The 24599-nt window shown below is 48.6% G+C and carries 15 protein-coding genes; 13 read left to right on the top strand and 2 right to left on the bottom strand.

The window, feature by feature from the left end; translation table 11 throughout:
* Nucleotides 1-504: 504 nt before the first annotated feature.
* From HNP82_RS09285 to HNP82_RS09265, 5 genes are all read left to right on the top strand, one after another.
* Nucleotides 505-1581 carry an ABC transporter substrate-binding protein gene (locus HNP82_RS09285; RefSeq protein ID WP_243164713.1) on the top strand — a complete coding sequence of 359 codons (1077 nt, stop codon included), beginning with the start codon at nucleotides 505-507 and terminating at the stop codon, nucleotides 1579-1581.
* Between the two features lie 21 nt (nucleotides 1582-1602).
* Nucleotides 1603-2556, top strand: coding sequence for an ABC transporter permease (locus tag HNP82_RS09280; RefSeq protein ID WP_183773650.1), 954 nt, complete (start codon nucleotides 1603-1605; stop codon nucleotides 2554-2556).
* Nucleotides 2557-2561: 5 nt separating this feature from the next.
* On the top strand, nucleotides 2562-3356 hold the full coding sequence (locus HNP82_RS09275) for an ABC transporter ATP-binding protein (protein WP_183773756.1): 795 nt from the start codon (nucleotides 2562-2564) through the stop codon (nucleotides 3354-3356).
* A gap of 483 nt (nucleotides 3357-3839) precedes the next feature.
* Nucleotides 3840-4670 (top strand): carbon-nitrogen hydrolase family protein, encoded by an 831-nt coding sequence (locus HNP82_RS09270; protein ID WP_183773647.1) that lies wholly within the window; start codon nucleotides 3840-3842, stop codon nucleotides 4668-4670.
* Between the two features lie 12 nt (nucleotides 4671-4682).
* Nucleotides 4683-7061: a GH39 family glycosyl hydrolase gene (locus HNP82_RS09265; protein ID WP_183773645.1), complete on the top strand. Its 2379-nt coding sequence runs from the start codon at nucleotides 4683-4685 to the stop codon at nucleotides 7059-7061.
* Nucleotides 7062-7070: 9 nt separating this feature from the next.
* Here the strand turns inward: HNP82_RS09265 and HNP82_RS09260 are convergent, their stop codons facing one another.
* A complete protein-coding gene (locus HNP82_RS09260; RefSeq protein ID WP_183773643.1) occupies nucleotides 7071-8003 on the bottom strand; it encodes a hypothetical protein in 933 nt (310 codons plus the stop codon).
* 501 nt (nucleotides 8004-8504) lie between these two features.
* Here HNP82_RS09260 and HNP82_RS09255 point away from each other — a divergent pair.
* The 5 genes from HNP82_RS09255 (at nucleotide 8505) to HNP82_RS09235 (ending at nucleotide 15950) form a co-directional block, all read left to right on the top strand.
* Nucleotides 8505-10139, top strand: coding sequence for an extracellular solute-binding protein (locus HNP82_RS09255; RefSeq protein ID WP_183773641.1), 1635 nt, complete (start codon nucleotides 8505-8507; stop codon nucleotides 10137-10139).
* Nucleotides 10140-10244: 105 nt separating this feature from the next.
* Nucleotides 10245-11099 (top strand): alpha/beta hydrolase, encoded by an 855-nt coding sequence (locus HNP82_RS09250; RefSeq protein WP_183773639.1) that lies wholly within the window; start codon nucleotides 10245-10247, stop codon nucleotides 11097-11099.
* A 117-nt stretch (nucleotides 11100-11216) separates the two neighbouring features.
* Nucleotides 11217-12059 carry a DUF368 domain-containing protein gene (locus tag HNP82_RS09245; protein WP_183773637.1) on the top strand — a complete coding sequence of 281 codons (843 nt, stop codon included), beginning with the start codon at nucleotides 11217-11219 and terminating at the stop codon, nucleotides 12057-12059.
* Nucleotides 12060-12703: 644 nt separating this feature from the next.
* Nucleotides 12704-14050 carry a hemolysin family protein gene (locus HNP82_RS09240; RefSeq protein ID WP_330599516.1) on the top strand — a complete coding sequence of 449 codons (1347 nt, stop codon included), beginning with the start codon at nucleotides 12704-12706 and terminating at the stop codon, nucleotides 14048-14050.
* 514 nt (nucleotides 14051-14564) lie between these two features.
* The gene (locus tag HNP82_RS09235; protein ID WP_183773633.1) at nucleotides 14565-15950 is read left to right on the top strand and encodes a TrpB-like pyridoxal phosphate-dependent enzyme; all 1386 of its coding nucleotides are present in this window, start codon (nucleotides 14565-14567) and stop codon (nucleotides 15948-15950) included.
* A 126-nt stretch (nucleotides 15951-16076) separates the two neighbouring features.
* On the opposite strand, the gene HNP82_RS09230 is transcribed toward HNP82_RS09235, so the two are convergent.
* Nucleotides 16077-18668, bottom strand: coding sequence for a GH39 family glycosyl hydrolase (locus tag HNP82_RS09230; RefSeq protein WP_183773631.1), 2592 nt, complete (start codon nucleotides 18666-18668; stop codon nucleotides 16077-16079).
* Between the two features lie 295 nt (nucleotides 18669-18963).
* Between HNP82_RS09230 and HNP82_RS09225 the strand changes: the two genes are divergently transcribed.
* Genes HNP82_RS09225 through HNP82_RS09215 form a run of 3 tightly spaced genes read left to right on the top strand, consistent with a single transcriptional unit; the run spans nucleotide 18964 to nucleotide 24597 of the window.
* Entirely contained in the window at nucleotides 18964-20553 is a 1590-nt protein-coding gene (locus HNP82_RS09225; protein WP_183773629.1) for a carboxylesterase/lipase family protein, read from the top strand.
* Nucleotides 20554-20593: 40 nt separating this feature from the next.
* Nucleotides 20594-22279 carry an ABC transporter substrate-binding protein gene (locus HNP82_RS09220; protein ID WP_183773627.1) on the top strand — a complete coding sequence of 562 codons (1686 nt, stop codon included), beginning with the start codon at nucleotides 20594-20596 and terminating at the stop codon, nucleotides 22277-22279.
* Nucleotides 22279-24597, top strand: a complete 2319-nt coding sequence (locus HNP82_RS09215) for a glycoside hydrolase family 3 protein (RefSeq protein ID WP_183773625.1) — start codon at nucleotides 22279-22281, stop codon at nucleotides 24595-24597. Before HNP82_RS09220 ends, HNP82_RS09215 begins: the two co-directional genes overlap by 1 nt.
* Nucleotides 24598-24599 lie beyond the last annotated feature (2 nt).

Here is a 24599-nt window from a genome sequence, read left to right as displayed (position 1 = left end):
CCCGCGGCTTACGCCGCTCCTTTGCTCATTATCGGGCGCTCACTTCATCAGGAATGGAAGGCTGATCCTTATGCAAGCATAAATCAGCCTGCCCATTCTGATGGCTGAACTGCTGCAACAGTTCAGCCGCGCCATTCGCAAAGTCGCGCTGACGCGCTGACCCGCGGCTTACGCCGCTCCTTTGCTCATTATCGGGCGCTCACTTCATCAGGAATGGAAGGCTGATCCTTATGCAAGCATAAATCAGCCTGCCCATTCCTGATGGCTGAACTGTTATTAAAATTTCCAAAAAACCATGTTGATAAATCTTTAGAAAGGGAGTATAATAGTTGATACGAATTTAGTGATTTAAAGCGTTTAACCGTAACGGTTTAGCGTGTTAAAATGATCCCGAAAAGTATGATAGCCTTGATATGGAATATACTACCGGGCTTTTGTCCGGACTATTTTCTGATTTGGCTTACAAAAATGTACTAGGATTAGTCAAGGAGAGGAGTTTTATTTATGAAAGGAAGATTAATGAAAAAAGGATTTGCTTTGTTTGTGTCGTGTATCATGGGAACCGCGCTCATCGCGGGATGCGGCAGTTCAGGCACCGGCGATTCTGCGGCCGCGGATTCATCCGCCCAGACAACAGCAGCGTCTGAAGCTGCTGACGGGCAGGAGGGGAGCCAAGCCGCTTCCGGTACCGACGGTACAGTTTATAATATCGGTATCTGCCAGCAGTTAGAGCATGATGCTCTGGATAAGGCTACACAGGGCTTTCAGGATGCCTGTACAGAGCTATTTGGCGCGGACTATGTAACTTTTGAGACTCAGAACGCCCAGGGCGAACAGGCCAACTGCGCGACGATCGTCAATAATTTTGTCGCCTCCGATGTGGATTTGATCCTGGCCAACGGCACAACTGCTCTGCAGAGCGCGGCAGCCGCCACCAATACGATCCCAATTCTGGGAACCTCTATTACAGATTTCGGCGCGGCGCTGGATATCTCCGACTGGACAGGGGTCAGCGGCACCAATATTTCCGGAACAAGCGACCTTGCCCCCATCGACCAGCAGGAGGATATGCTTCTGGAGCTTGTCCCTGACGTGACAAAAGTAGGTATTGTTTATTGTTCCGCCGAAGCAAATTCTGCCTATCAGGCTCAGGAATTTGAAAAAGCGCTGGAGGAGGACGGCATTGAATATGCCGAGTATACAGCAGCAGATTCCAATGAGATTCAGTCCGTTGTAACTTCCGCCACAACAGAATGTGACGCGCTCTATATCCCGACAGATAATACTATGGCCTCAAATACAGAAATTATCAATAATATCTGCGAGCCTGCCGGTATTCCGGTCATTGCCGGGGAAGAAAATATGTGCCGGGGCTGCGGTATTGCCACTCTTTCCATTGATTATTATGATATTGGTTACAAAGCCGGTGAAATGGCTTACGATATTCTTGTCAACGGCGCGGATGTCTCCGCGATGGAAGTGGAGTATGCTCCGGTAGTGGAGAAAAAATACAACGCTGATCTGTGCGAATCTCTGGGAATCACTGTTCCGGACGATTATGTTGCCATTGAGGCGGAATAAGAAAGGTTTGGATGAAATCATATGTTTGCATATTTTTCCTCTTTGGATCCCGGAGCATTAGCGCGTTCTCTGCCGGGGAACGTGGCTCAGGGACTGATCTGGGGTATTATGGCCCTGGGGGTGTTTATCACCTTTCGGCTGCTGGATTTTGCCGACCTGACGGTGGACGGTTCGCTGGCCACCGGAGGGGCAGTAGCCGTTATGCTTATCCGCGGAGGCGTTCATCCGGCGCTGGCCCTGGTGTTTGCTTTCCTCGCGGGAATGCTGGCCGGACTGGTGACCGGTCTGTTACATACGCTTTTGGGGATTCCCGGCATACTGGCAAGTATATTGACCCAGATTTCCCTTTATTCTGTTAATTTGGGGATTATGGGAAAAGCGAATCAGGGAATCAATGTGGATCAGTACCCGTTAGTGGCGTCTCTGCGGTATGTCACTGGCGATATGACTACCCGTGTAGTGTTTTTTGCCGGAATCATTATTGGATGTCTGGTTTTGATCGCTATCTTATACTGGTTTTTCGGTACTGAGCTTGGCGGAGCCATTCGTACTACCGGATGTAATCCAAATATGGCCAGGGCTCAGGGCATCAGTACAAATTTTATGAAAGTGTTGGCGCTTATGCTGTCCAACGGCCTTGTGGGACTGTGCGGCGGGCTTTACGCCCAGTATCAGGGTTCCGCTGATGTCAACATGGGCCGGGGCGCTATTGTCATCGGCCTGGCCGCTGTCATCATCGGCGAGGTGTTGTTCGCGAAGCTCTGTTCCGGGCGGAGTATGGCTTTTGCTTATACAATGATCGCTGTTGTTATCGGCGCTATTATTTACTATATGGTTATCGCCGTTGTCCTCTGGCTGAAAATGCCTCAGGACTACATGAAACTTTTTTCCGCCGTGGTGGTTGCCTGCTTCCTGGCCATCCCTTATCTTAAAGGCAAGTATGGCCGAAAGAGAAAGGCGGTGCCGGGAAAATGAGTTATATGCTTGAATTAGTCAACATACACAAAACTTTTAACATTGGAACGATCAATGAAAAGATCGCTTTAAACGGTGTCAATCTTCGGTTAAATCCTGGAGATTTTGTGACGATTATCGGCGGAAACGGCGCCGGAAAATCGACGACCTTAAACGCTGTAGCCGGAGTATGGCCGGTGGATGACGGAAAAATCCTCATTGACGGTGTGGATGTGACCCGCCTGCCTGAACACAAGCGGGCAAAGTATCTTGGCCGGGTTTTTCAGGACCCGATGACAGGAACCGCTGCCACTATGGCTATTGATGAAAATATGGCTATTGCCGCACGCCGGGGACAGCACCGGACGCTGCGGTGGGGAATTACCCGCAAAGAGCGGGAGCATTACTGTGAAATGTTAAAATCCCTGGATCTGGGACTGGAATCCCGGATGTCCACAAAAGTAGGGCTTTTGTCCGGGGGACAGCGTCAGGCCATCACCCTTTTAATGGCAGCGATCCAGAAGCCAAAGTTGCTGCTTCTGGATGAACATACGGCGGCTTTGGATCCTAAGACCGCTCAGAAAGTTCTGGATATTTCCGATAAGATCATCGCGGAAAATCATTTGACTGCCATGATGGTCACTCACAACATGAAAGACGCCATCGCTCACGGCAACCGTCTTGTGATGATGCATGAGGGGCGGATCATTTATGATGTGTCCGGCGAGGAGAAGATGAAACTTCAGGTTTCAGATCTTTTGCAGAAATTTGAGCAGGCCAGCGGCAGTGAATTTGCCAATGACCGTATGATGTTTACATAAGAAATTTTGTGCCGCGCAGATATGCGGCAATACTACAAAAGGCGCCGCGCCAGGTTTATGGCTGCGGCGCCTTTTCGGTGGTGCGCCCCGGCGGGCGCATAGTGACAGCTCAGCCGCGCCTTCGCTGCGCCCGCGCTGACCTGCGGCTTACGCCGCTCCTTTGCTCATTAACGGGCGCTCAGCCCATCCCTGATGGCTGAACTGTGTTACTGTTCACTGGCAAGCCAGCGAACAGTAACGTCGGCATATTGTTTCATCGAAAGGGCTGTTTTGCAATCGGGAGAAATAGTGTATAATATAGGAAACGTCATAATAATATTTATTATGACGTTTCCTGCGCCGATTTTTGCTGCGCAAAGCGCCGATCTTTCCTTGCAAAAATCGTGCGCATCCCCCGGAGGGTTTATAGTAAACGACAAATATATTTGTCGTTTACTATAAAAGCACTATGAAGATCGGACGTTGACGAAGGAGGCATGACCTATGAAGTTTCGACTGGCGCAGATACAGATGCCGGTATATAAAGAGATCAGACTGTCTGTGGAATATATGGAGCGGATGGCAGCCAGGGCGGCCGCCATGGGAGCGGACGTGATCGCCCTGCCGGAAATGTTTGCCTGTCCCTATGCTGTGGGAAATTTTCCGGTGTATGCCCAGGAGGAGCGGGGGCCTTTGTGGCAGACATGCCGGGAGACGGCGCGGCGGCTTCACGTTTATTTGTCTGCCGGAACCATACCGGAGAGAGACCCTTCCGGAAAAATTTACAATACCGCCTATGTTTTTGACCGCCAGGGCAATCCCATCGGAAAACACAGGAAGATGCACCTCTTTGATATTGCCGTGGAAGGCGGCCAGCATTTTCAGGAATCCGCCACTTTATCAGCCGGGGATCAGGTGACGGTGTTTGACACAGAGTTCGGCCGTTTTGGCCTGTGTATCTGCTATGACTTTCGATTCCCTGAGCTTGGGCGGCTTATGGCTCTTGAAGGAGCCCAGGTGATCCTTGTCCCGGCGGCTTTTAATATGACTACAGGGCCGGCCCACTGGGAGCTGATGTTTCGGTCACAGGCGGTGAATAACCAGGTGTTTGCCGTGGGAACCGCCCCGGCCAGAGATGAATCGGGGGATTATGTGTCCTGGGGCCACAGCATTGTGGCCGACCCGTGGGGCAGTGTGGCGGCCCAGATGGATGAGAAGGCGGGCATCCAGGTGACAGACATTGATCTGGATAAAGTGGCGGCCGTGCGCGAGCAGTTGCCTTTGTTAAAGCATCGAAGAACGGATATATATGTATTGAAAAAGAATGGGTTTTAGAGGAGGCTGTCGATGGCCGGATATCAGGAAGAAGAATTTACCATACAATTCGCTGAAAATATATCACAGCAGGAACATATGCACCAGGATGTGGAGCTGATCTTTGTTATTGACGGCAGAGTGAGGGTATCTATGCTGGAAAAGCAGTTTGACCTTGGGGAGGAAGATGTGATGGTTGTCAACAGCAATCACCGCCACGGCATATATTCCCTGGGGAACAGCCATGTGTGCCTCATCCGCCTGAATTATTTTGCCCTGCTGAAATATCAGGACAAAAAAATCTTATTTTTTTACTGCAACAGCACCGTGGAAAAAAATGACAAATATAATGGCCTGAGAATCATTATGGGAAATCTCCTCAGTGAGTGCGCGGTGAATATGGACAAAATGACATTTATGAAGAAAAGTCAGCTTTACAGGCTGCTCCACTATCTCTCCCGGTACTTTATGACAGATACTCAGGGAGAATCTCAAAAGGGGGAAGACGTCCGGACAGAAAAAATGCTCCAGTACATTAACGCCAATTATGCCAAGCCTCTGACTCTGGCGGAGATGGCGGATCTGATGTACATGGCCCCGTCATCCTTTTCCCGGTATTTTAAAAAGCGGGTGGGGATGACTTTTATTGAGTATGTCAATAACGTGCGCCTCCATTTTGCTCTGGAGGACATACGCTACACAGATAAGTCTATCGCATGGATCGCCCAGAATCATGGATTTGCCAATTCCTCAGTGTTCTGCCGGGCGTTTAAAGAACTTTATGGCATGTCCCCTATGGTTTACCGCAGACAGGGCCATGTGGAGAAGGCTTTGGAGGGCGCCTCCCTGGCGGATCAGAGTTTCCTGGAAAAATATGTACAGGGAAGCGATACACAGGTGTGGAATCCCTGGAAGAAAAACCATATAACGGCCAGGGCCAATGCCGGGCAGAGGGAGCCTTTTGACAATATCTGGGGGAAAGCGGTGAATCTGGGGCTGGCTGAGAAACTTCTTTCAGCGGTTCTTCAGTCCCAGATTGCCAGCGCCCGCCGGGATCTTGCATTTACCTATGGACGGGTGATCGGGATTTTATCTGAGACAATGCTGCTCCGCCCCGGTCATGAACCTTTTATCAGCAGTTTTGATACTCTGGATACAGTTTTCGACTTCCTTGTTGAGGAGGGGATCTGCCCTATTGTCAGTCTGGACAATAAACCTTACGGTATAAAAAAGAGCATTAACGAAGATGTGGTGGAGCGGCGGTCTGAAAAAATTTTTGAAACTATGGAGGAATGTCTGGGCGTCATTGACAGCCTGGTCAGCCATCTGATATCAAGATACGGTCTTCGGGAAGTGAAAAAATGGATATTTGAATGCTGGTATGACGAGTATTTTGAAAATACCATGGGCCTTCCGGGGGATTTTATAGATAATTTTTCCGATATAAGCAGGTGTATACACAGACGGCTGCCCCACGCCCGGATTGGTGGATGCGGCCTGAGTACGGCAATAAGCCCGGAAAAATTCCGTGGTTTGATTCACCGGTGGAGCGCTGAGGCTGAAAGGCCGGATTTTATCTCGATCTATCTGCTGCCCTATGAGAGGGCAGATATAGACGGACGTCTCCACGGGCAGCGCCGGCTGAATACAGCGGCCATGGAGGACGTCGCCTCCTGCAGGACTATAATGGCGGAGGAGGGATGGGACCATATGCCGCTGTACGTTACAGAGTGGAATATGACCATATCCCAGCGCAATTACTTTAATGATACTTGCGGTAAGGCGGCCCTTATGGCGGACCAGATGATCCGGCTCCTGGGGCAGATTTCTCTGGCAGCCTATGATGTTATCAGCGATTTTTCCGGGAGCTATTATGATTCATCCCGGCTGCTCATCGGAGCGTGGGGGCTGATCACCCGCGCCGGTATATACAAGCCTTCTTTCTATGCCCTGACATTTATGCAAATGCTTGGGCCTTACCTTCTGGGAACCTTTGAAAACGGGATCATTACCGCAGGGGAGCGCTCGGAGTATATTATCTTTTGCTATAACCATAAGCAGATGAAATATAATTACTACATGAGAGATGAATACGATTTTGACCTCCCGGAAGTCCAGCATCTTTTTGAGGATGAGGAAAGTCTTGATATTTCTTTTGTCCTGGAAGGTGTGGAAAACGGAGAGTATCTTATCCGGCAGTATAATGTGTCCCCAGTTCAGGGCAGCGTCCTTGAGGAGTGGGAACATCTGGGGCTTGAGGAACCCCTGAGTCTGGAAAATATTCAGTATCTAAAAAAGAGATGTATTCCCTGCCAGAAAAACAGCCACATCCGCGCCGATGGGGGAAAGCTGGAATTTATGGAGACTCTCAAGGCCCATGAGATACGGCTGATCAAAATCACCCGGAAGTGACCGGAGGAATCAGAAGGAAATGACAGCGCAGTAAAACATGACAAGAGCGACAAACGCCAGGGAAAGGGTGAAAAAAAGGCCGAAGACTGCTGGGACAATAGAAAAGAAAATGGAAACAATTTCAGAGGAGGATGGCATAAGAGAGCAAACGCCGGATTTTTTGTCCAGGTAAAGGGTGTAGATCTCGCCCATCCGAAAATGCTTTTTTGCCTTTTCGCGGGAGGTGTGCCATTGCATCCGGCCTCTTTGGGGATCGGTATAAGCGAACAGTGGATAATAACTGTATCCGTCCTCGCCTTTGTCTTTGCGGATCAGCCCGGTACATCGTGCTTCCACCGGCTCAAAGGCGCCCAAAACATATTTAATGCTCCACAGGATCGGATCGAAAAAGGGACGGAAACATAAGGGGATAAAAAAAATGAAGCACGCTATTGCGGCGGCCAAGACAAAAACGCCCAATATCCCCAGGAAAATACCGCCGGTGAGATTGGGGGCCTCTACCTGATAGTCTGAAAGTTCTGTCAGTATGTAATTTCCGCGAAATATGAAAGCAATGGCGGTTATCAAAAAGAAGGCGGCCAAAATAAGGTGCAGAATCCAAAAAGGCCTTGCTTCTCTGGACAGGCACCAGTTTTTAGTGGCAGGGTCAAAGAGGATCGGGAGACGTATTCCGGGCCGAGAGGGCGCCTTTAATATCCCTTTATACTCCCGGATCTTTTCATAGTCCTGACCAAGGCAGGAAAATCCCAATGTGACTTCGGTGGAGGATTTGTCGTCGTCAATGATATCCCTGGACGGCCTGGATTCGGAGTAGCGGATGCGGGTAACTGTTGCTTTTAGCCGGAAAGCTTTGACCCAGGTTTTTTTGCGGGATTTGTTCGCGCGGGCAAGAAGCAGGAAAATAATGGACAGAAAAAGACAGCAGACAATGATAATCCTCATAAAAGAACCCCCCCTCATATAATAAGAGTTGCCCGACAAATGGGCATGAGACACGGATTGCTCCGTACTTCGTACTCCCCAATCCTAAAAACACCTCAAATCCGCTCATTTTTCTGCGAAAAATGACTGCTTTTCGGTGTTTTGCGCGCCACAAAGCCATGCTTGCCTGCGCAAGCGCAGCCCGCATGACCTTTTGTCGCTTTCATCATGTAATGGGATAAGCAGTCAAAGACTACGGTTCGTTTGCCTGATAATCCATGGGGCAGAACATAAAAGGTTAAAATCAGCAATTTTTATTGCCGGATTTTAACCTTTAATTTATTTTTAGAGAAAATCGGCACGGGCAGGACAAAATCCGGACAAGAGGACGAATGAAACGGGGGACGGACAGAGGTATACTAAACTCATCTTAAAAAGCAGTGACGGTTCAGCCGATAGGCGGCCTGTCACTGAGAAATGTGGTTACTCTAATGGGAGAAATAAAAAGGAGGAGAACTTTTAATGAAAAATAAGTGGATGGCAGGTTTGCTGTGTGTGTCAATGATCGCTGCTCTGGGTGCAGGCTGCGGCAACTCGGAATCGTCCGGGGCAACGGCAGACAATAACGGCGGCGCGGCTGTAAGTGATGACAGCGGGGATGCTGGCAGCAGCGCAGCGGAAGATGACAGCGGTGCAGCAGCCGCGGAAAATACGGAGAACGGAGCAGACAGCGGCCAGGGCGTGCCGGTAGACTGGGAGGAAGACCCGGCGGAAGTGACGTGGATGATATGGAACGTGGGCGGCACCTACACTCAGGAAGGGCTGGAGGCTGTGGAAGCGGCTGTCAATGAGATCACTATGGAAAAGATCAATGTCCATGTCAACCTGGAAATGCTTGAGATGGGAAGCTATCTTTCCCAGATGCCTATGCAGGTGGGCGCCGGGGATAAGATTGATCTGATCTCCACATTCCCGGCAGGCGCGGGGAATTTTAATACTATGGTTAATGCAGGGCAGCTTTTGCCAATTGATGATCTTCTCGCGGATTATGCCCCGGAAACTCTTGAACTTTTGCCGGATACATATCTGGACGCAACTACTGTTGACGGCAGCGTGTACGGCGTTCCGGTGTACACCGATAATACCAACGATCTTTACTGGATCTGCCGTGAATCTTATCTGACAGAAGCGGGATTCACTGCAGAAGATATCCAGAGTGTGGATGATATTACAGAAGTTTTCGCGGCAGTTCATGAGCTTCACCCGGATATGAAGATGATCAGTTCCGGAGCAAAGAACCTGCTGGGTTCTAGCGGAGTTATGCTGACTGGCACTGCTTATGACACCCTTGGAACATCTATAGTGGGAGTTATGGTTCAGGATGATGCCGCAAAAGTGGTTAATATTTATGAAACTGAAGAATACAAAGAAGCGGCCGCCATTTTACACGATTGGTACACGAAAGGCTATATTGACGCGGATGTTATGATCCGTGAGGATGATCCCAGCGGGGATAATACAGTATTTTCCTATTTTCTTGCAGGAAACCGATCAAGGACAAGCGGAAGCGAGGAAATGGCGGGAGAACCTTTGGTTTCTGTAAAACTGGCGGATGGATGTGTAACTACAGGGACGATGACGATCATGACCATGGCTATTCCTGTCAGCGCCACAGAGCCGGAAGCGGCGGCACGTGTCCTGAACCTGTGCTATACAGATAAGGATCTGAAAATGCTTGTCAGCTACGGGCTGGAAGGAGAGAATTATGCCTACGACGATCAGGGAGGCCTTGTTGTTGATACAAGCAGCAGTTACGCGCCAAATACTGTGGGTATTTTCGGAAATGTTCTTTTATGTGATCAGACAGCATCCGATATGGCCCTTGGGTATAAAGTGTCGGATATTGACCAGAGCAGCCTGACTTACTCACCTCTCCTTGGCTTTGCTGTAGATACAGAGCCTATCACCAATGAGACCGCCCAGTTATCTTCCGTTTACTCGGAATATCAGGCCATGGTTGACTGCGGTATTGCCGATGAAGATACCTATAATGAATTTATTGACAGACTTTACAGCAGTGGTCTTGAGACTTATATGAATGAGATCCAGGGCCAGTTGGACGCATGGCTTGCCGAAAATGGCCAGGCCGCGGAGTAATTAGATTTGACAGACAGGTTTTATTGTGACGATCTTCTAAAGGGCGCGGCGGGATAAGAAATCCCGCCGTTCCTGTTTTTGAAAAAGAAAAGGAGATTGAAGACTATGGCAGTATTAGAAGTAAATTTTATATCTGAGACATTAATGCGCACCGTTCCTATGCACGTGATCCTTCCTGCGGACAAACTTCCTATGCCGGGAGAAAAGCGCAAACCGGTGAAACCCTTTAAAACCCTCTATCTTCTCCACGGGATACTGGGAAACTATACCGACTGGCTTTACGGCACCCGGATACAGCGGTGGGCGGAGGAAAAAAATTTGGCGGTAGTCATGCCTTCCGGCGACAATGCCAGTTATGTAGACCGGGCGCAGGAGCATAATTATTACGGACAGTTTATCGGTGAGGAGCTGGTAGATATGACCCGTAAAATGTTCCGTCTGTCGGAAAAACGGGAAGATACATTTATTGGCGGTCTGTCCATGGGGGGCTACGGGGCCCTGCGCAACGGCCTGAAATATTCAGAAACTTTCGGGTATGTGGCGGCCCTGTCCTCTGCGTTTTTCTTTGAACATCTGGATTCTCTGACAGAGGACGGGATGTATTTCGCCCAAAAGAGATCCTTCCGTGAGGCCACCTTTGGGAAAGATCTGGAAGCGGCGGCGGACAGCGACATGAATCCCCGTTATCTTGTGAAAAAGATGAAAGAAAATGGGGATAAGTTTCCTGAAATTTATATGGCCTGTGGACGGCAGGATGGATTGCTTGAGGATAACCGTGCTTTTGCTCGTTATCTGAAAGCGGAGAACGTCTCTGTCACATATGATGAGGAGGATGGAAGCCATGAGTGGGATTTCTGGGACCGCCAGATCAAAAAGGTACTGGACTGGCTTCCTCTGGATGAAAGACAGGCGGGGCGCAGCAGCGGAAATGTAGGTCTGGGGATAAATATGGAGAAATGAATAATCCCAGACTTGTATGTGGCCTTTTGTTATGGTATATTTAAGTTTACAGGGCTTTCACAGATGCAGATTTGTGAGGGCTGCCATAAATATGTGTGACGAAAGGAAAAAAATCTCATGAAAAATAATAATCCTGGTGTACTGCGCCTGATTCTTAGGATACTCCAGGGTGTCCTTATCGGTGTGGGCGCTGTGCTGCCTGGTATTTCCGGCGGCGTACTCTGTGTTGTTTTTGGTATTTACAAACCGGTCATGGAACTGCTGGGAAGCCCATTTAAAAGATTTAAGACCCATGTACCAAAGCTGCTTCCGGTGATTATCGGAGCGGTTATAGGTTTTCTGGGCGTGGCAAAGATTCTGGCCTTTTTCCTGGAGCGGTATCCGGACCCATCGGTATGTCTGTTTATTGGCCTGATCACAGGTATGCTGCCATCATTGTTCCGTGAAGCGGGAGAACAGGGGCGGCCAAAGGGAAGCTGGGTGTCTATGGTCATCGCTTTCGCAGTGATCTTAACCTTGCTGATTTCCCTGAATCTGTTTTCAGTGACCATCACCCCCAATTTCGGATGGTACATTTTCTGCGGTTTCTGCCTGGCATTGAGTGTGATTGCCCCCGGAATGAGCTTCTCCACCCTGCTTATGCCCCTTGGCCTGTACACGCCGTTTGTCGATGGTCTTGGAAGCCTTCAGATGGGGATCTTAGTTCCGGCGGCTATTGGCGCTATTGTCACTGTGATCTGCCTGGCAAAAGGGGTGGATGCTCTGTTTGATCATTTTTATCCCTACGCTTTCCATGCCATTATCGGTATTGTGATCGCTGCTACAGTAATGATCATTCCGTTTAAGAGCTTTACAGTGTCCGCCGGCTCTGCCGCTGTGAATATTATCTGTATCGTGGTAGGTATTATTGCCGCCCTGGCTTTGGATAAGTTTAATTCCCGGATTCCAAAGCAGGATTAAAATTAAATTTGACAATATCATTCTTTTTTGATATCATAAAAATGACATGTATGTTTCGGTAAAGATACAGATTTTAATTTGAGGTGTTTTAATGAGGATGAGCAATTAAAAAGCAATACGCAACACATTCGCTGCGCTTGGTTTTTGCTGCCTTTTTAAAACACCCTTTTTCTATTTTGCCGCAGATTTAGCCAGGGGGTGGGCCAAAATCCGCAGGCGGTCTGTATGAAATGTACCCATACATGGAGTTGTGCGCAGACCACCCGGCGTCTTAGAGCGCTTTGGGTTTTTGATCCAGTGAGTGAACTGGGCATGACATGGTTGTAAGAAATGTGGATCGAGGGAGTTTGTACCTTTAAGTACCATGATTTTCATGCGGGATCATGAGGAGGAGATGGACAGAAAAGTTTGATGATGAATTGGACGGCTGTAAGATGCCGGCCCCAAATTTATAAAGCAACTGATTTTTTACACATGAACTTGCCGTAAAACGTGCGGCATAATAATTATGGTAACAGTTTGGGATGGCGGGAAAAAGCAGGCTGCAGCCTGACAAGAAGATACGCCGTCCGAAATAGTTACTGACTATGAAGGAGTGATTTTCATTGGACTCAGTTCCCCAACAGATACTTTTACAGGTAATATTGATTTTAATTAATGCGTTTTTCGCAGCTACGGAGATTGCCGTTGTTTCCCTTAACAGCAACAAGCTTAAAAAGATGATGGAGGATGGCGACAAGACCGCCGGACGTCTTTTGAAACTGGTGGAAGAGCCTACGGGCTTCTTATCAACGATCCAGGTAGGTATTACCCTGGCCGGATTTTTAGGTAGTGCGTTCGCGGCGGATAATTTCGCCCAGTATCTTGTAGATTGGGTGTATAACGGTATTGGATTCCGAGGTCTGCCTCTTTCAGTCCTCAATACCCTTTCCGTAATTGTGATTACCATTATTTTATCCTACTTTACATTGATTCTTGGAGAGCTGGTACCGAAACGAATTGCCATGCAGAAATCCTATCAGGTGGCGAAATTTTCCTGCAGGGTTGTAAGCGCTGTGGCATTTGTCATGCGTCCTGTGATTTTCTTCCTCTCTGCATCAACCAACGTGGTCCTTCGCCTGCTCCGGTTTAAGACGGAAGCTGAGGAGGAGAGTGTTACAGAAGAAGAGATTCGCATGATGGTAGATCTTGGCGAAGAGAAAGGCGTTATTGACGAAGATGAGAAGGAATGGATACAAAATGTGTTCGCTTTTGATGACACGCCGGTGAGAGATATTATGACTCACAGCACTGATGTGATTTTTATCCCTCTCAAATCCGATGATAATGAAGTTCTTGAGATTATCCGGAACAGCGGAAAATCCCGTTTTCCGGTATATGATAAAGATTTTGACGATATTGTGGGCGTGCTGTATGCCAGAGATTTCCTTATGGCTCACAGCGAGGACCGCAAGGATCTGAAGAAGTTTCTCCGCGCGCCTTACTTTATCCCGGAAAGTATTTCTGCGGATAAACTGTTTAAAGATATGCAGACGAAGAAAATCCATTTTGCTGTTGTTATTGACGAATTTGGTCAGGTTAGCGGTATTGTAACGATGGAGGACCTTCTTGAGGAAATCGTCGGAAATATTTACGATGAGTACGACAAGTTTGAGGAGAAAGAGCTGGAACAGATCTCAGATAATATCTGGAGGGTTAACGGTGAATGTGATATCGAAAGCCTTTCCGAAGAACTTGACGTGGATAGTCTGGAGAGTCCGGACTATGATACAGTGGGTGGTCTGGTATTTTCTCAGTTACATACCATCCCAAAAGACGGAACAACTTTTGACATTAAAGTGGGAAATCTGATCTTTCATGTGAAACAGATTGAAAACCGAAGGGTCAAGGAAGTTCTGGTGGAGCGGTGCGAGCCGGAGCCGGAGGAATCTGCAGATGAGGAAGCTCAGAAAGATTCTAAGAAGGACGGAAAAGACTCAAAAGATTCTTAGTCACAGTTCAGCCATCAGGGATGGTCGGGCCAAACTGTTACGATTCTTTACAGTTTGGCAGAATAATTGGTTGACATTCCTTTGGTAACGTGATAAAGTTTTATTAAACCGTTGAGAAAGAATGAGTAACTGTAATAGAAATCTCACAGAGAGCTGCGAAAAGGTGAGAGCGCGGCAGAGGGATATACAGCGAATGGGCTTAGGAGGGCAACCCCAAAGCCGCCGGTTTGGTCCTTTTACAGGATCAGAGATGTTTCCGGCAGGCCGGTAGGGGAGACGGAGAGCATAACTTCGTTAAAAAAGGAGCATATGTCAGTATGCGATGAGTGGATGCGAAGGCATCAAGCTGGGTGGCACCGCAGGAGTTGAAAATAATATGACTCTTGTCCCTGCAATGGTATTACATTGCGTGGGACAGGAGTTTTTTTATGGTCGAAACTTCGGTTCCTATGACATAAAAAAACGCTCCGCGCAGGATTGCTTTGCGGCGGAGTATTAGAAAGGAGAGTTAATAATGAGCGAGAAAAAAATCCCTTACAAAATTTATCTTGATGAGAATGAAATGCCAAAAGATTGGTATAATGTGCGGGCAGACATGAAAAATAAGCCGGCTCCGCTCCTTAATCCGGCCACGCTGCAGCCAATGACAGCAGAGGAGCTGGGACAGGTTTTCTGCGAGGAGCTGGTAAAGCAGGAACTGGACGATGAAAACAGATATATTGAAATACCGGAAAAAATCCGGAATTTTTATAAAATGTACCGTCCGTCACCTCTGGTCAGAGCGTACTGCTTAGAGGAGAAGCTTCAGACCCCGGCAAAGATTTACTATAAATTTGAGGGAAATAATACTTCGGGAAGCCATAAACTCAACTCTGCCATCGCCCAGGCTTATTATGCGAAAGAGCAGGGACTTAAAGGCGTTACTACGGAGACGGGAGCCGGACAGTGGGGAACAGCTTTGGCTATGGCCTGCGCCTATCTCGATCTGGACTGCAAGGTGTATATGGTAAAATGCTCCTATGAGCAGAAACCTTTCCGCCGGGAAGTTATGCGCACTTATGGCGCCCAGGTAACGCCTTCTCCGTCGGAGACAACAAAAGTGGGCCAAAAGATCCTGGCCGAACATCCGGGCACATCGGGAAGCCTTGGCTGCGCCATCTCTGAGGCAGTGGAAGTGGCGACCCATACGGAAGGGTACAGATATGTTCTTGGAAGCGTACTGAATCAGGTTCTTCTCCATCAGTCGGTCATTGGTGTGGAGACGAAGATCGCCATGGATAAATACGGTATTAAACCGGACATCATTATCGGATGCGCCGGCGGCGGCTCCAATCTTGGCGGCCTGATCTCGCCTTTCATGGGCGAGAAGCTGAGAGGCGAGGCGGACTATCAGTTCATTGCGGTAGAGCCGGCGTCCTGTCCAAGCTTTACAAGAGGAAAATTTGCCTATGATTTCTGTGATACGGGTATGGTGTGTCCTCTGGCTAAAATGTATACTCTGGGAAGCGGGTTTATTCCATCGCCCAGTCATGCCGGCGGACTGCGCTATCACGGCATGAGTTCTGTTCTGTCCCAACTGTATCATGACGGCTATATGGAAGCCAGAGCAGTGGCACAGACGGCTGTATTTGAAGCAGCGGAGCAGTTCGCTCGGGTAGAAGGCATCCTTCCTGCTCCGGAAAGCAGCCATGCCATCAAAGTTGCTATTGACGAGGCGTTAAAATGCAAAGAAACCGGGGAGGAGAAGACCATTCTTTTCGGCCTTACGGGAACAGGATATTTTGATATGTACGCCTACGAGGCATTCCACGATGGAAAGATGGAAGACTATATCCCTACAGATGAAGAACTGAAGGCAGGCTTTGACGGGATTCCCAAATTCCCCGGAAATATGGAATAAAGACCAGCTTAAAAACAGAGAGCTTGTCCTGCGCGGAAAATTTATTCTGCGTTGGACAGGCTCTTTATTTTTGACAGGCTCTTCCGATTGTTAATAAGTCCGCCGATTTCCCGGCTGTCCCCGGATTCAATCCGGGGAAGCAAGGCGCAGGGTGATCAGCCGTATCTCATGGGGCTCAAGCCGTTGTGAAATCTCCAGACAATGGTCTGTAACGGAAAGGGTTTTTTTATAAAATCCGGGGCAGGCCCGGCTTTTTAAAAGCTGGAGTTCCTCCGGGGTATCCAGGTCGGGACGGCCCATGGATATCCACGCTTCAAAGGGGCTGCCGCAGCCGGGATGGATGTAGCGGCAGGAAAGTTCATAGGCGCCGTTGCGCATATCTGTCAGGGTGAAAGAGATTTCTTTCGTGACGGCGCCGGAAAAGGCAGCCTGCCAGTGTTCATCGGTTGTGTCAAAGGTGATGCCATGGCCGTACAGGTTATTAAAATGATAATAATTGTACAGAAGTATGGCAAAGTGGTCTTTGTCCCTGGTGATACAGCAGCCCTCGCCGTTATAGAGGATTTCCGGGAGCAGCCGGTTGAGAAAATCGTAAGCAAAATAGGCGGGTTTGGGGATGCCGTTTCGGGTAAACAGTCCCAGCCCTCCGTGAAAAAGGGCATGGGGCATGGGAAGCTCCTGATGGAGATCTGTGAGGCACCAGTGGCAGAACCCTGCCGCTTTGTTGTGATTTTGAACCATATTCCGGACAATATAGCAGGAGGAAAAACATGTATCATTCAGCCATTCTCTGTGAGATGGAGAGAAATTCCATTCCGTTATATAAATTTTATCCGCCTCAATCCCGGCTTTGGCCAGACTTTCCAGAAAATGATGGAAAATATCCGGGTCCCGGGACAGCGCTACAGCCTGGGTATAATCCTGGGCTTTCCACTGGCGGGCCGAGGCGTTAAACGCGTTATCGTCTGCCACCACAGGATAAAAGTGAAAAATATACACATCCGGCAGGCACTGATGCTCCCGGGCATAGTTTAAAAAACGGTCGTAATTCAGTTCCGGATATTTTAAAGCTGAGTAGGAAGTGCTGGCAAAGATCAGGGCAGGATCGCAGTCTTTCACCTTCTGACGGGTTTGGCGGTAAAGGTCAAGGGCTGTCTGGGCGTCTTCAAAATCAAAGGATAGGCCGCTGAGGGTTTCATTCCAGAAGGTAAAAATCCACTGACGCACCTGATGTGCCCCGTATCTTTCCAGAAGATGGCGGGTAAATGCGGTGATCAGGCTGCACCACTCATCGTTCGATGAGGGAGGTGAGATGATGACCGGTTTCTGGAAAACCGTATGATTGGCAGAAGCGGCAAGGGCAGCCGGCATAAAGGAATACTGGATCATGGGTCTGAGATGATTTTCCAGCAAAAAATCAAGGATCATATCCACATAGAAAAAGTTAAAATGAAGCTGTCCGGAAGCGTCCCGCGTACACACCATAAGATCATCGTCGAGAATACCGTGAAACTTAATGTATTTAAAGCCGATATCCTTCTGCGCCTGCCGGATCATATCCCGGATCGGAGGAAGAAGCAGCTCACTGGCCCGGCTGACGCCGCAGAAACACTTAAAACTGCTGTTCCACCGTCCGGCGCTATTGGAGATGGCAGAGATTTCCCCGAGCGCCGTCTTGGAAGAATATTCCTGAGAGTTTTGCGCCCCAGGGTGTTCCTGAAGATAGGGAGCCAGGCGACTTAAAAAATCGTAGCGCTCCAGCATGAGATAGGAGTTCTGGTGTTTGGGCCGGAGAAGCTCCTGGGGCGGCGCAAAGGCGCTTCCCTCACTGCTGACCCGGTACATCGTCTGGGAGCGGTCTCTTGTCTGGATATTGCGCCCGGTATCCGGCAGGCTCTTGATCTGCTTCCGGTATTCGCTGGGAAGCATATGATAATATTTTTTAAATACCGAAGAAAAAGAGCGGGGCCGGGCAAATCCGCAGCGGGCGGCAATGGCCTCAATGGAGTCGTCTGTATTGATCAGATCAATGATGGCGTGATCGAGACGCACGTTATTGATATATGTGGACAGAGATACCCCCATGGTTTTTTCAAAAAATGAAGACAGATAGGCGGGAGTGAGAAACTGGCGTTTTGCCAGATCCGTCAGTGTGATAGGTTCTTTATAATTTTCGTGGATATATTCCAGGATACTTTTTAAACGGTTCAGATATTTAATGGAATGGGGCGTATAGGCTTCGCCCTCCCGGCGGAAGTTCAGGCACAGTTCCCGGATCAGATCAATGGCACAGGCGTAGTTGGAAAGCTGGGAAAATTCACTGTCTGAGGTATTATTTTTTAACAGCATGGCAATCAGGTGTTTTAAATGAAAGTATCGCTGGCTGTTTCCCGGATCAAGAGCGCTGTTGCAGTCAAACTGGATATTTTCTGGGATCGCCCAGTCCAGATGAAATTCCCCGAGACGCATCTGGACAACGATAAGACTGCAGTCCGGACTGGAAAGTTCATGGATATGATTGGGATTAATAAGCAGGATATCATCTTCTTTTAATGTGAGGGAATGATTTTCGATGGCAACCTGCATACTGCCCTGAAGGACAAAGAGTATTTCAATACTGCTGTGCCAGTGGCGGGCAGATGTGCCGATCCTCTGAAAAAACAGTTTGACCGGGACGTTGGACTGATAATTAATGATTTCATGTGTGATTGTACTCATTGTAAAGCCCCCGTTCATTTTTGGCCGCTGCCGGCTGACGAAAAGGTCAGTGCAGTTTCGGTCATTGATATAAGAAAAAGATAGCATAATCGGGAAAAATGGGCAAGGGATATGCCGATTTTTACGATTTTTCGGCTTTGTATAAATTAATATAATCACTGATTTCAGAGAAGAGAAAAAAAATAAGCACATAAAAACAAAAAAGGCTTCATTGTTGGATGGTAAAAATTGCCCTATAATATGTTCAGAAAGAGAAACAAAGAAAACAATTTGAACAAAAAGAAGGGAGGATTTCATGGGAACCCGGTTTAAATGTAACGAGGAAACTATAGCCCGGACTAAGGCGGGGAAAATCAGAGGCTTTTATGACGACGGCATTTATACTTTTCACGGGATTCGCTATGCCAGGGCAAAACGGTTTCAGATGCCGGAACCGGTGAAACCCTGGGAGGGAGTAAAAGACGCTTTAAGTTACGGCTACATCTGCCCGGTTCTGAACCAGCCGAGACCGACAGGAGAAGTGACAACGCCTCATCGATTCTGGCCGGAAAATGAGAACTGCCAATATCTGAATATATGGACTGGTACCCTTGATCCCAGGGCTAAAAAACCGGTGCTTGTATGGCTTCACGGCGGAGGCTTCTTTTCCGGATCTTCTATTGAGCAGGTCTGCTATGACGGGGCTGCGTTGGCGGATTTTGGCGATGTGGTTGTTGTCTCTGTCAATCACCGGCTGAATGTTTTTGGCTATCTGGATTTGTCCTCTTTTGGCGAACCGTATAAGAATTCAGGAAATGCCGGCATGGCCGATCTTGTAGCTGCTCTCAAATGGGTTCACGAAAATATTGAGGCTTTTGGAGGAAATCCGGAGAATGTGACGATTTTCGGACAATCCGGAGGCGGCGCAAAGGTAACGGCCCTGGGACAGATCCCCGAGGCAGACGGGCTGTTTCATAAAGCGGTGATTATGAGCGGCGTTTTTTCCAGTATGTCTTCCGGGGAAGAAGTGAAAGGCAGAGAACTTGTGCTGGAAATTCTTCATCAGGCCGGACTGAAGGAAGATGATGTGGACCGGCTGGCCGGAATTCCTTCTCAAAGACTGATTGAAGCAGTCAATGCCGCGGAAAAGAAATTTTCCGGAGAAGGAAAATATGTGGAGTGGAATCCGGTTCCCAATGACTGGTACGTGGGAGATCCTCTGGATTGTGGATTCCGGGATCATTTTAAAGCCATTCCCACACTGGTCGGATCGGTTCTGGGAGAGTTTGATCTCCAGCCGCCGATTCTTCATAAGGATCAGTTAAGTCTGAAAGAGCGGCGGGATATTGTGGCTGAAAAATATGGTGACGAATATGCGGACGAAGTAATCCGTCGTTTTAAAGCGGCGTATCCCGATAAAAATGAAGTTTATGTCCGCAGTGTGGATCTTTTGTTCCGTCCGGGAACACTGGAATATGTCCGGAAGAAATCAGAAAAAGGGGCGGCCCCGGTGTACTGCTATATGTTTTCAGTATGCTTTGATATTGACGGAGACAAGCTGGCATGGCACTGTTCCGATATCCCTTTCTGGTTCCATAATACATCGTTGATCCCTGTGTGCCGGATTGACGGTGTGACTGAAAAACTGGAAAAAGTTATGTCTATGGCGCTTGTCAATTTTGCCCGCAGCGGAAATCCCAATGCGGCAGGACTGCCCGGATGGGATCCCTGTACGCCGGATCATGTTGTGACTATGATTCTGGACAGAATATGTGAAGTGAAGATTGACCATGAAAAAGATCTGATTCCATATCTGGAAAAAGTGACGCCCCCATTTCATTTTGACCCGTCTGTGATGGGATCAGACGATGATGATGACAGTGAGGGAAGCGCGTGGTTTTATTAAAAAATATACATTATTTAAACATAAGGAAAGGAAGAAAGAAATGAAAGGAAAGATTACAGCATTAATTATGGCAATGGCACTGACGGCAGGCTGCCTGGCCGGATGTGGAAACTCGGAAAATGGCGCCGCAAGCGGGAGCAGCACAGGCTCCGACAGCGGCGCACAGAGCGGTGAGGCCTCTGAGGCGGCCGATGCCGGGGAAGAACTGGAAGATATCGCGGACATTGTGGTAGCCTATCCTATGACTTACGCGCCCCAGGATGTCCAGACGGTGGAGGATGCTCTCAATGAGATTACAGAGGCAAAGATCAATACCCACGTTACGCTGTCACCGTTTGACCTGGGTACATATAATGAGCAGATCAACCTGATGATCAGCGGCAGTGAAAAGCTGGACGCTATGGTCACATTTTTCTACGGTTCCACAGAATTTACAAGTATGGCTTCCCAGAACCAGTTAGAGCCGTTGGATGACCTGCTGGCAGAGTATGGCCAGGGTATTCTGGAAACACTTCCGGAGCAGTATATGTCAACGACAAAGATTAACGGACAGACCGTAGGCGTTCCGGTATATAAAGATAATGTAGCCACTGTTTATCTGGCTATGCGCACAGATATTCTGGATAAATATGACCTGACGGAACAGGCTCAGAATATCCAGTCTGTCGATGACATCGAGGCTATTTTGCAGACCGTAAAAGATAATGAACCTTCTCTTGTACCTATGTTTGTTCAGAAAGATATGGGTGTTCTCACTCAGGGGATGTTTTTAACAGGTGATCTGGATGACGTTACCGTTTATGAACCGCTGTACCAGGAGCAGATCGTTTCTATCCCTAAGGATGATCCTACCGTTGCCCAGGAGGTTTATGATACTGATTACTACAGAGACGCTGTTGTAAAAATGCATGACTGGTATGAAAAAGGACTGCTGTTCCGTGATTCCGCAACGACAGAACTGATCAATACAACAGCGATTTCCAGCGACACCGCTTTTGCTATGGTATTTGCTGCTGAAAACGCGACAATGATGTCAACGGTTCAGGATTGCGGCTATGAAATGACTGTTATTCCTCTGGCTTATCAGAACGTCACATCTCAGAAGATCAGCCAGCTTGACTGGGTTATTCCGGTAACAAGCACAGAACCTGAGGCGGCGATGAAGTTTATGAACCTTCTCTATACGGACGCGGATGTGGTAAACCTGCTTAATTACGGTGTAGAAGGGGTTCATTATGTTAAAAATGACAATGGAACTATCAGTTTCCCGGAAGGCAAAGATATGAACTCTGTGGGCTACTACGGAAACCTGAGCTTCTTTATCGGCAATCAGTATCTTGCCTATGTGTGGGATAATTATGATCCGGATACCCGGGCCAAATCGCTTGAGATTAATGAAAATGCCACCTATTCGCCGCTGATCGGATTTACCTTTGACAGCAGTGCTTTTGCCAATGAAATTTCCGCTGTATCTAATGTCGTGGCTGAATATCATAACACATTAGTCAGCGGTATGGCAGAAGACCCGGAAGCAATGCTGGAAGAATTCCGGAATAAGTTAAATGCTAGCGGTATGTCCACACTTGTTGCCGGCGTTCAGGAGCAGTTAGACGCATGGATCGCTGAGAATGGTTTGCAGACATCCGACAGCGCCGCTGCATCAGAAGCAGCCGCTGAAACTGACGCCCAGGCAGATACAGCTCAAACAACTGAGGAGACAGAATAATGACGATAAAATATAAGGAAAAGGACGGCTACCGTCTGTACCTTAACGAGAAAGGCCCTGTACTGGGCCTTTCTCAGGATACAAAGGTAAACATTATTGAGAAAGACGGATGCCTTTTTAAAGATTTTGAAGGGACAGGCCAGCTCCTGCCCTATGAAGACTGGCGTCTGGATGCCAGGACAAGAGCCGCGGATCTGGCCTCCCGGCTTTCTGTGGAGGAAATTGCCGGGCTGATGCTTTACAGTGTCCATCAGCTTGTGCCCGCCACCAACGACTTTTTTTTCTGCGGGACTTACGGGGGAAAGGAATATGCTGAGAGCGGCGCCAATCCCTGGGATCTGACCGATCAGCAGAAAGAATTTCTTACAAAAGATAAAATCCGCCATGTGCTGGCCATGAAGCTGGCCGATGCGAAGACGGCCGCCCGGTGGAATAATCAGATGCAGGCTCTTGCGGAAAATACCGGCCATGGAATTCCGGTCAGCATCAGCAGTGACCCCAGGCACGGCGCCGGAGCTGTCACTGCGGAATACAAAGCGGGAAACGGGGATACGTCCAAGTGGCCGGAAGGTATTGCCATGTCCGCCACATTTGATCCGAAGATCTGTTATGAATTTGGTAAGATTGCTTCCAGGGAATACCGGGCTATGGGCATTACCACGGCGCTCTCCCCGCAAATCGATCTGGCCACAGACCCAAGATGGAACCGTTTCGGGGACACGTTTGGAGAGCATGAGCGGCTTACCATTGACATGACCAAAGCCTACTGTGATGGGATGCAGACCAGTATCGCCGACGTCCATTCGGGGCAGGAGAAGGATTTTTGTGAAGAAGGCCAGGGCTGTTACGGGGCGGATCGGGGCTGGGGGCCCTACAGCGTCAGCGCCATGGCCAAGCACTGGCCCGGGGGAGCCACCGGCGAGGGCGGCAGAGACGCTCATTTTTCCTATGGAAAATATGCCGTTTATCCGGGCCATAATTTTGCGCAGCATTTAAAGCCATTTACAGAGGGCGCCTTTAAACTGGATGGGCCTACCGGCCAGGCCGCGTCCCTTATGCCTTATTATACGATTTCCTGGGATGCGAATCAGGACTGTACTGAGCATGTCGGTAATTCTTATAACCATTATCTTATTTCTGAACTTTTAAGAGAAAAATACGGTTTTGACGGCGTTGTGTGTACAGACTGGGGAATTACTCATGATCAGAGCAGGGGCGCGGGATTTAGGGGCGGCGCCTGCTGGGGCGTGGAAAATCTCACGGAAGCGGAGCGCCACTATAAGGTGCTGATGAATGATGTGGATCAGTTTGGCGGCAATAATGACGCCGGACCGCTGCTGGAGGCTTACACAATGGGCTGCCGGGAACACGGGGAAGACTTTATGCGCCGCCGCATAGAAAAATCTGCGGTGCGGCTGCTGGCCAATATGTTTTGCTGTGGTCTGTTTGAAAATCCCTATGTGGACAGCGAAGAGAGCGCTGCCCTGGTAGGCTGTGACGATTATTGCCGGGCCGGGTACAAAGCCCAGTTAAAATCGGTTGTCCTTTTGAAAAACCAGGACAGGCAGGGAAAAACGGTTTTGCCATTAAAGGAGCGGGCAAAAGTCTATGTGCCTAAACGTTTTATCCGGGAATACAGAGACTTTTTCGGACATATCCAGGGAAATGAATGGGTGGACCCTGTTGACCGGTCTGTGCTGGAGCAATATTTTGACGTGGCAGATACGCCGGAGGACGCGGACGCGGCTCTGGTGGTGATTATGGCACCGGAAAGTGAGGGCTATAATGATGAAGATCGGGAAAAGGGGGGAAACGGCTATATGCCCATCAGCCTTCAGTACCGGCCCTATACGGCGAAAAACGCCAGAGTTCACAGCATTGCCGGGGGCGATCCTCTGGAAGATTTTACAGACCGGGGTTATCAGGGCAAGACAAATATGACTTTAAATGAGCAGGATCTGGATAATGTTCTTGAGATGCGCAAAAAGATGGGAGATAAGCCGGTGATCGTTATCGATGTGCTGAATAAGCCATCGGTGATGGCGGAATTTGAGCCAGCGGCGGACGCCATTGTGGCAGAGTTTGGCATACAGATTCAGGCTGTTCTTGATGTGATTACAGGAAAATTTCAGCCGTCAGGCCTCCTTCCTATCCAGATTCCCAAGGATATGGAAACAGTAGAGGCACAGCTTGAGGATGTCCCCTTTGATATGATTCCCTACAAAGATTCAGTAGGCCATATCTATGATTTTGGCTATGGCATGAATTTTAATGGCGTGATTGATGATGAGCGGACAAAGAAATATACAAGGCCATAAGT

Source organism: Catenibacillus scindens (genome assembly GCF_014202115.1).
GTDB lineage: Bacteria > Bacillota > Clostridia > Lachnospirales > Lachnospiraceae > Catenibacillus > Catenibacillus scindens.
The sequence above is the reverse complement of the archived record's forward strand: the minus strand, read 5'-3'. Positions and strand labels throughout refer to the sequence as shown.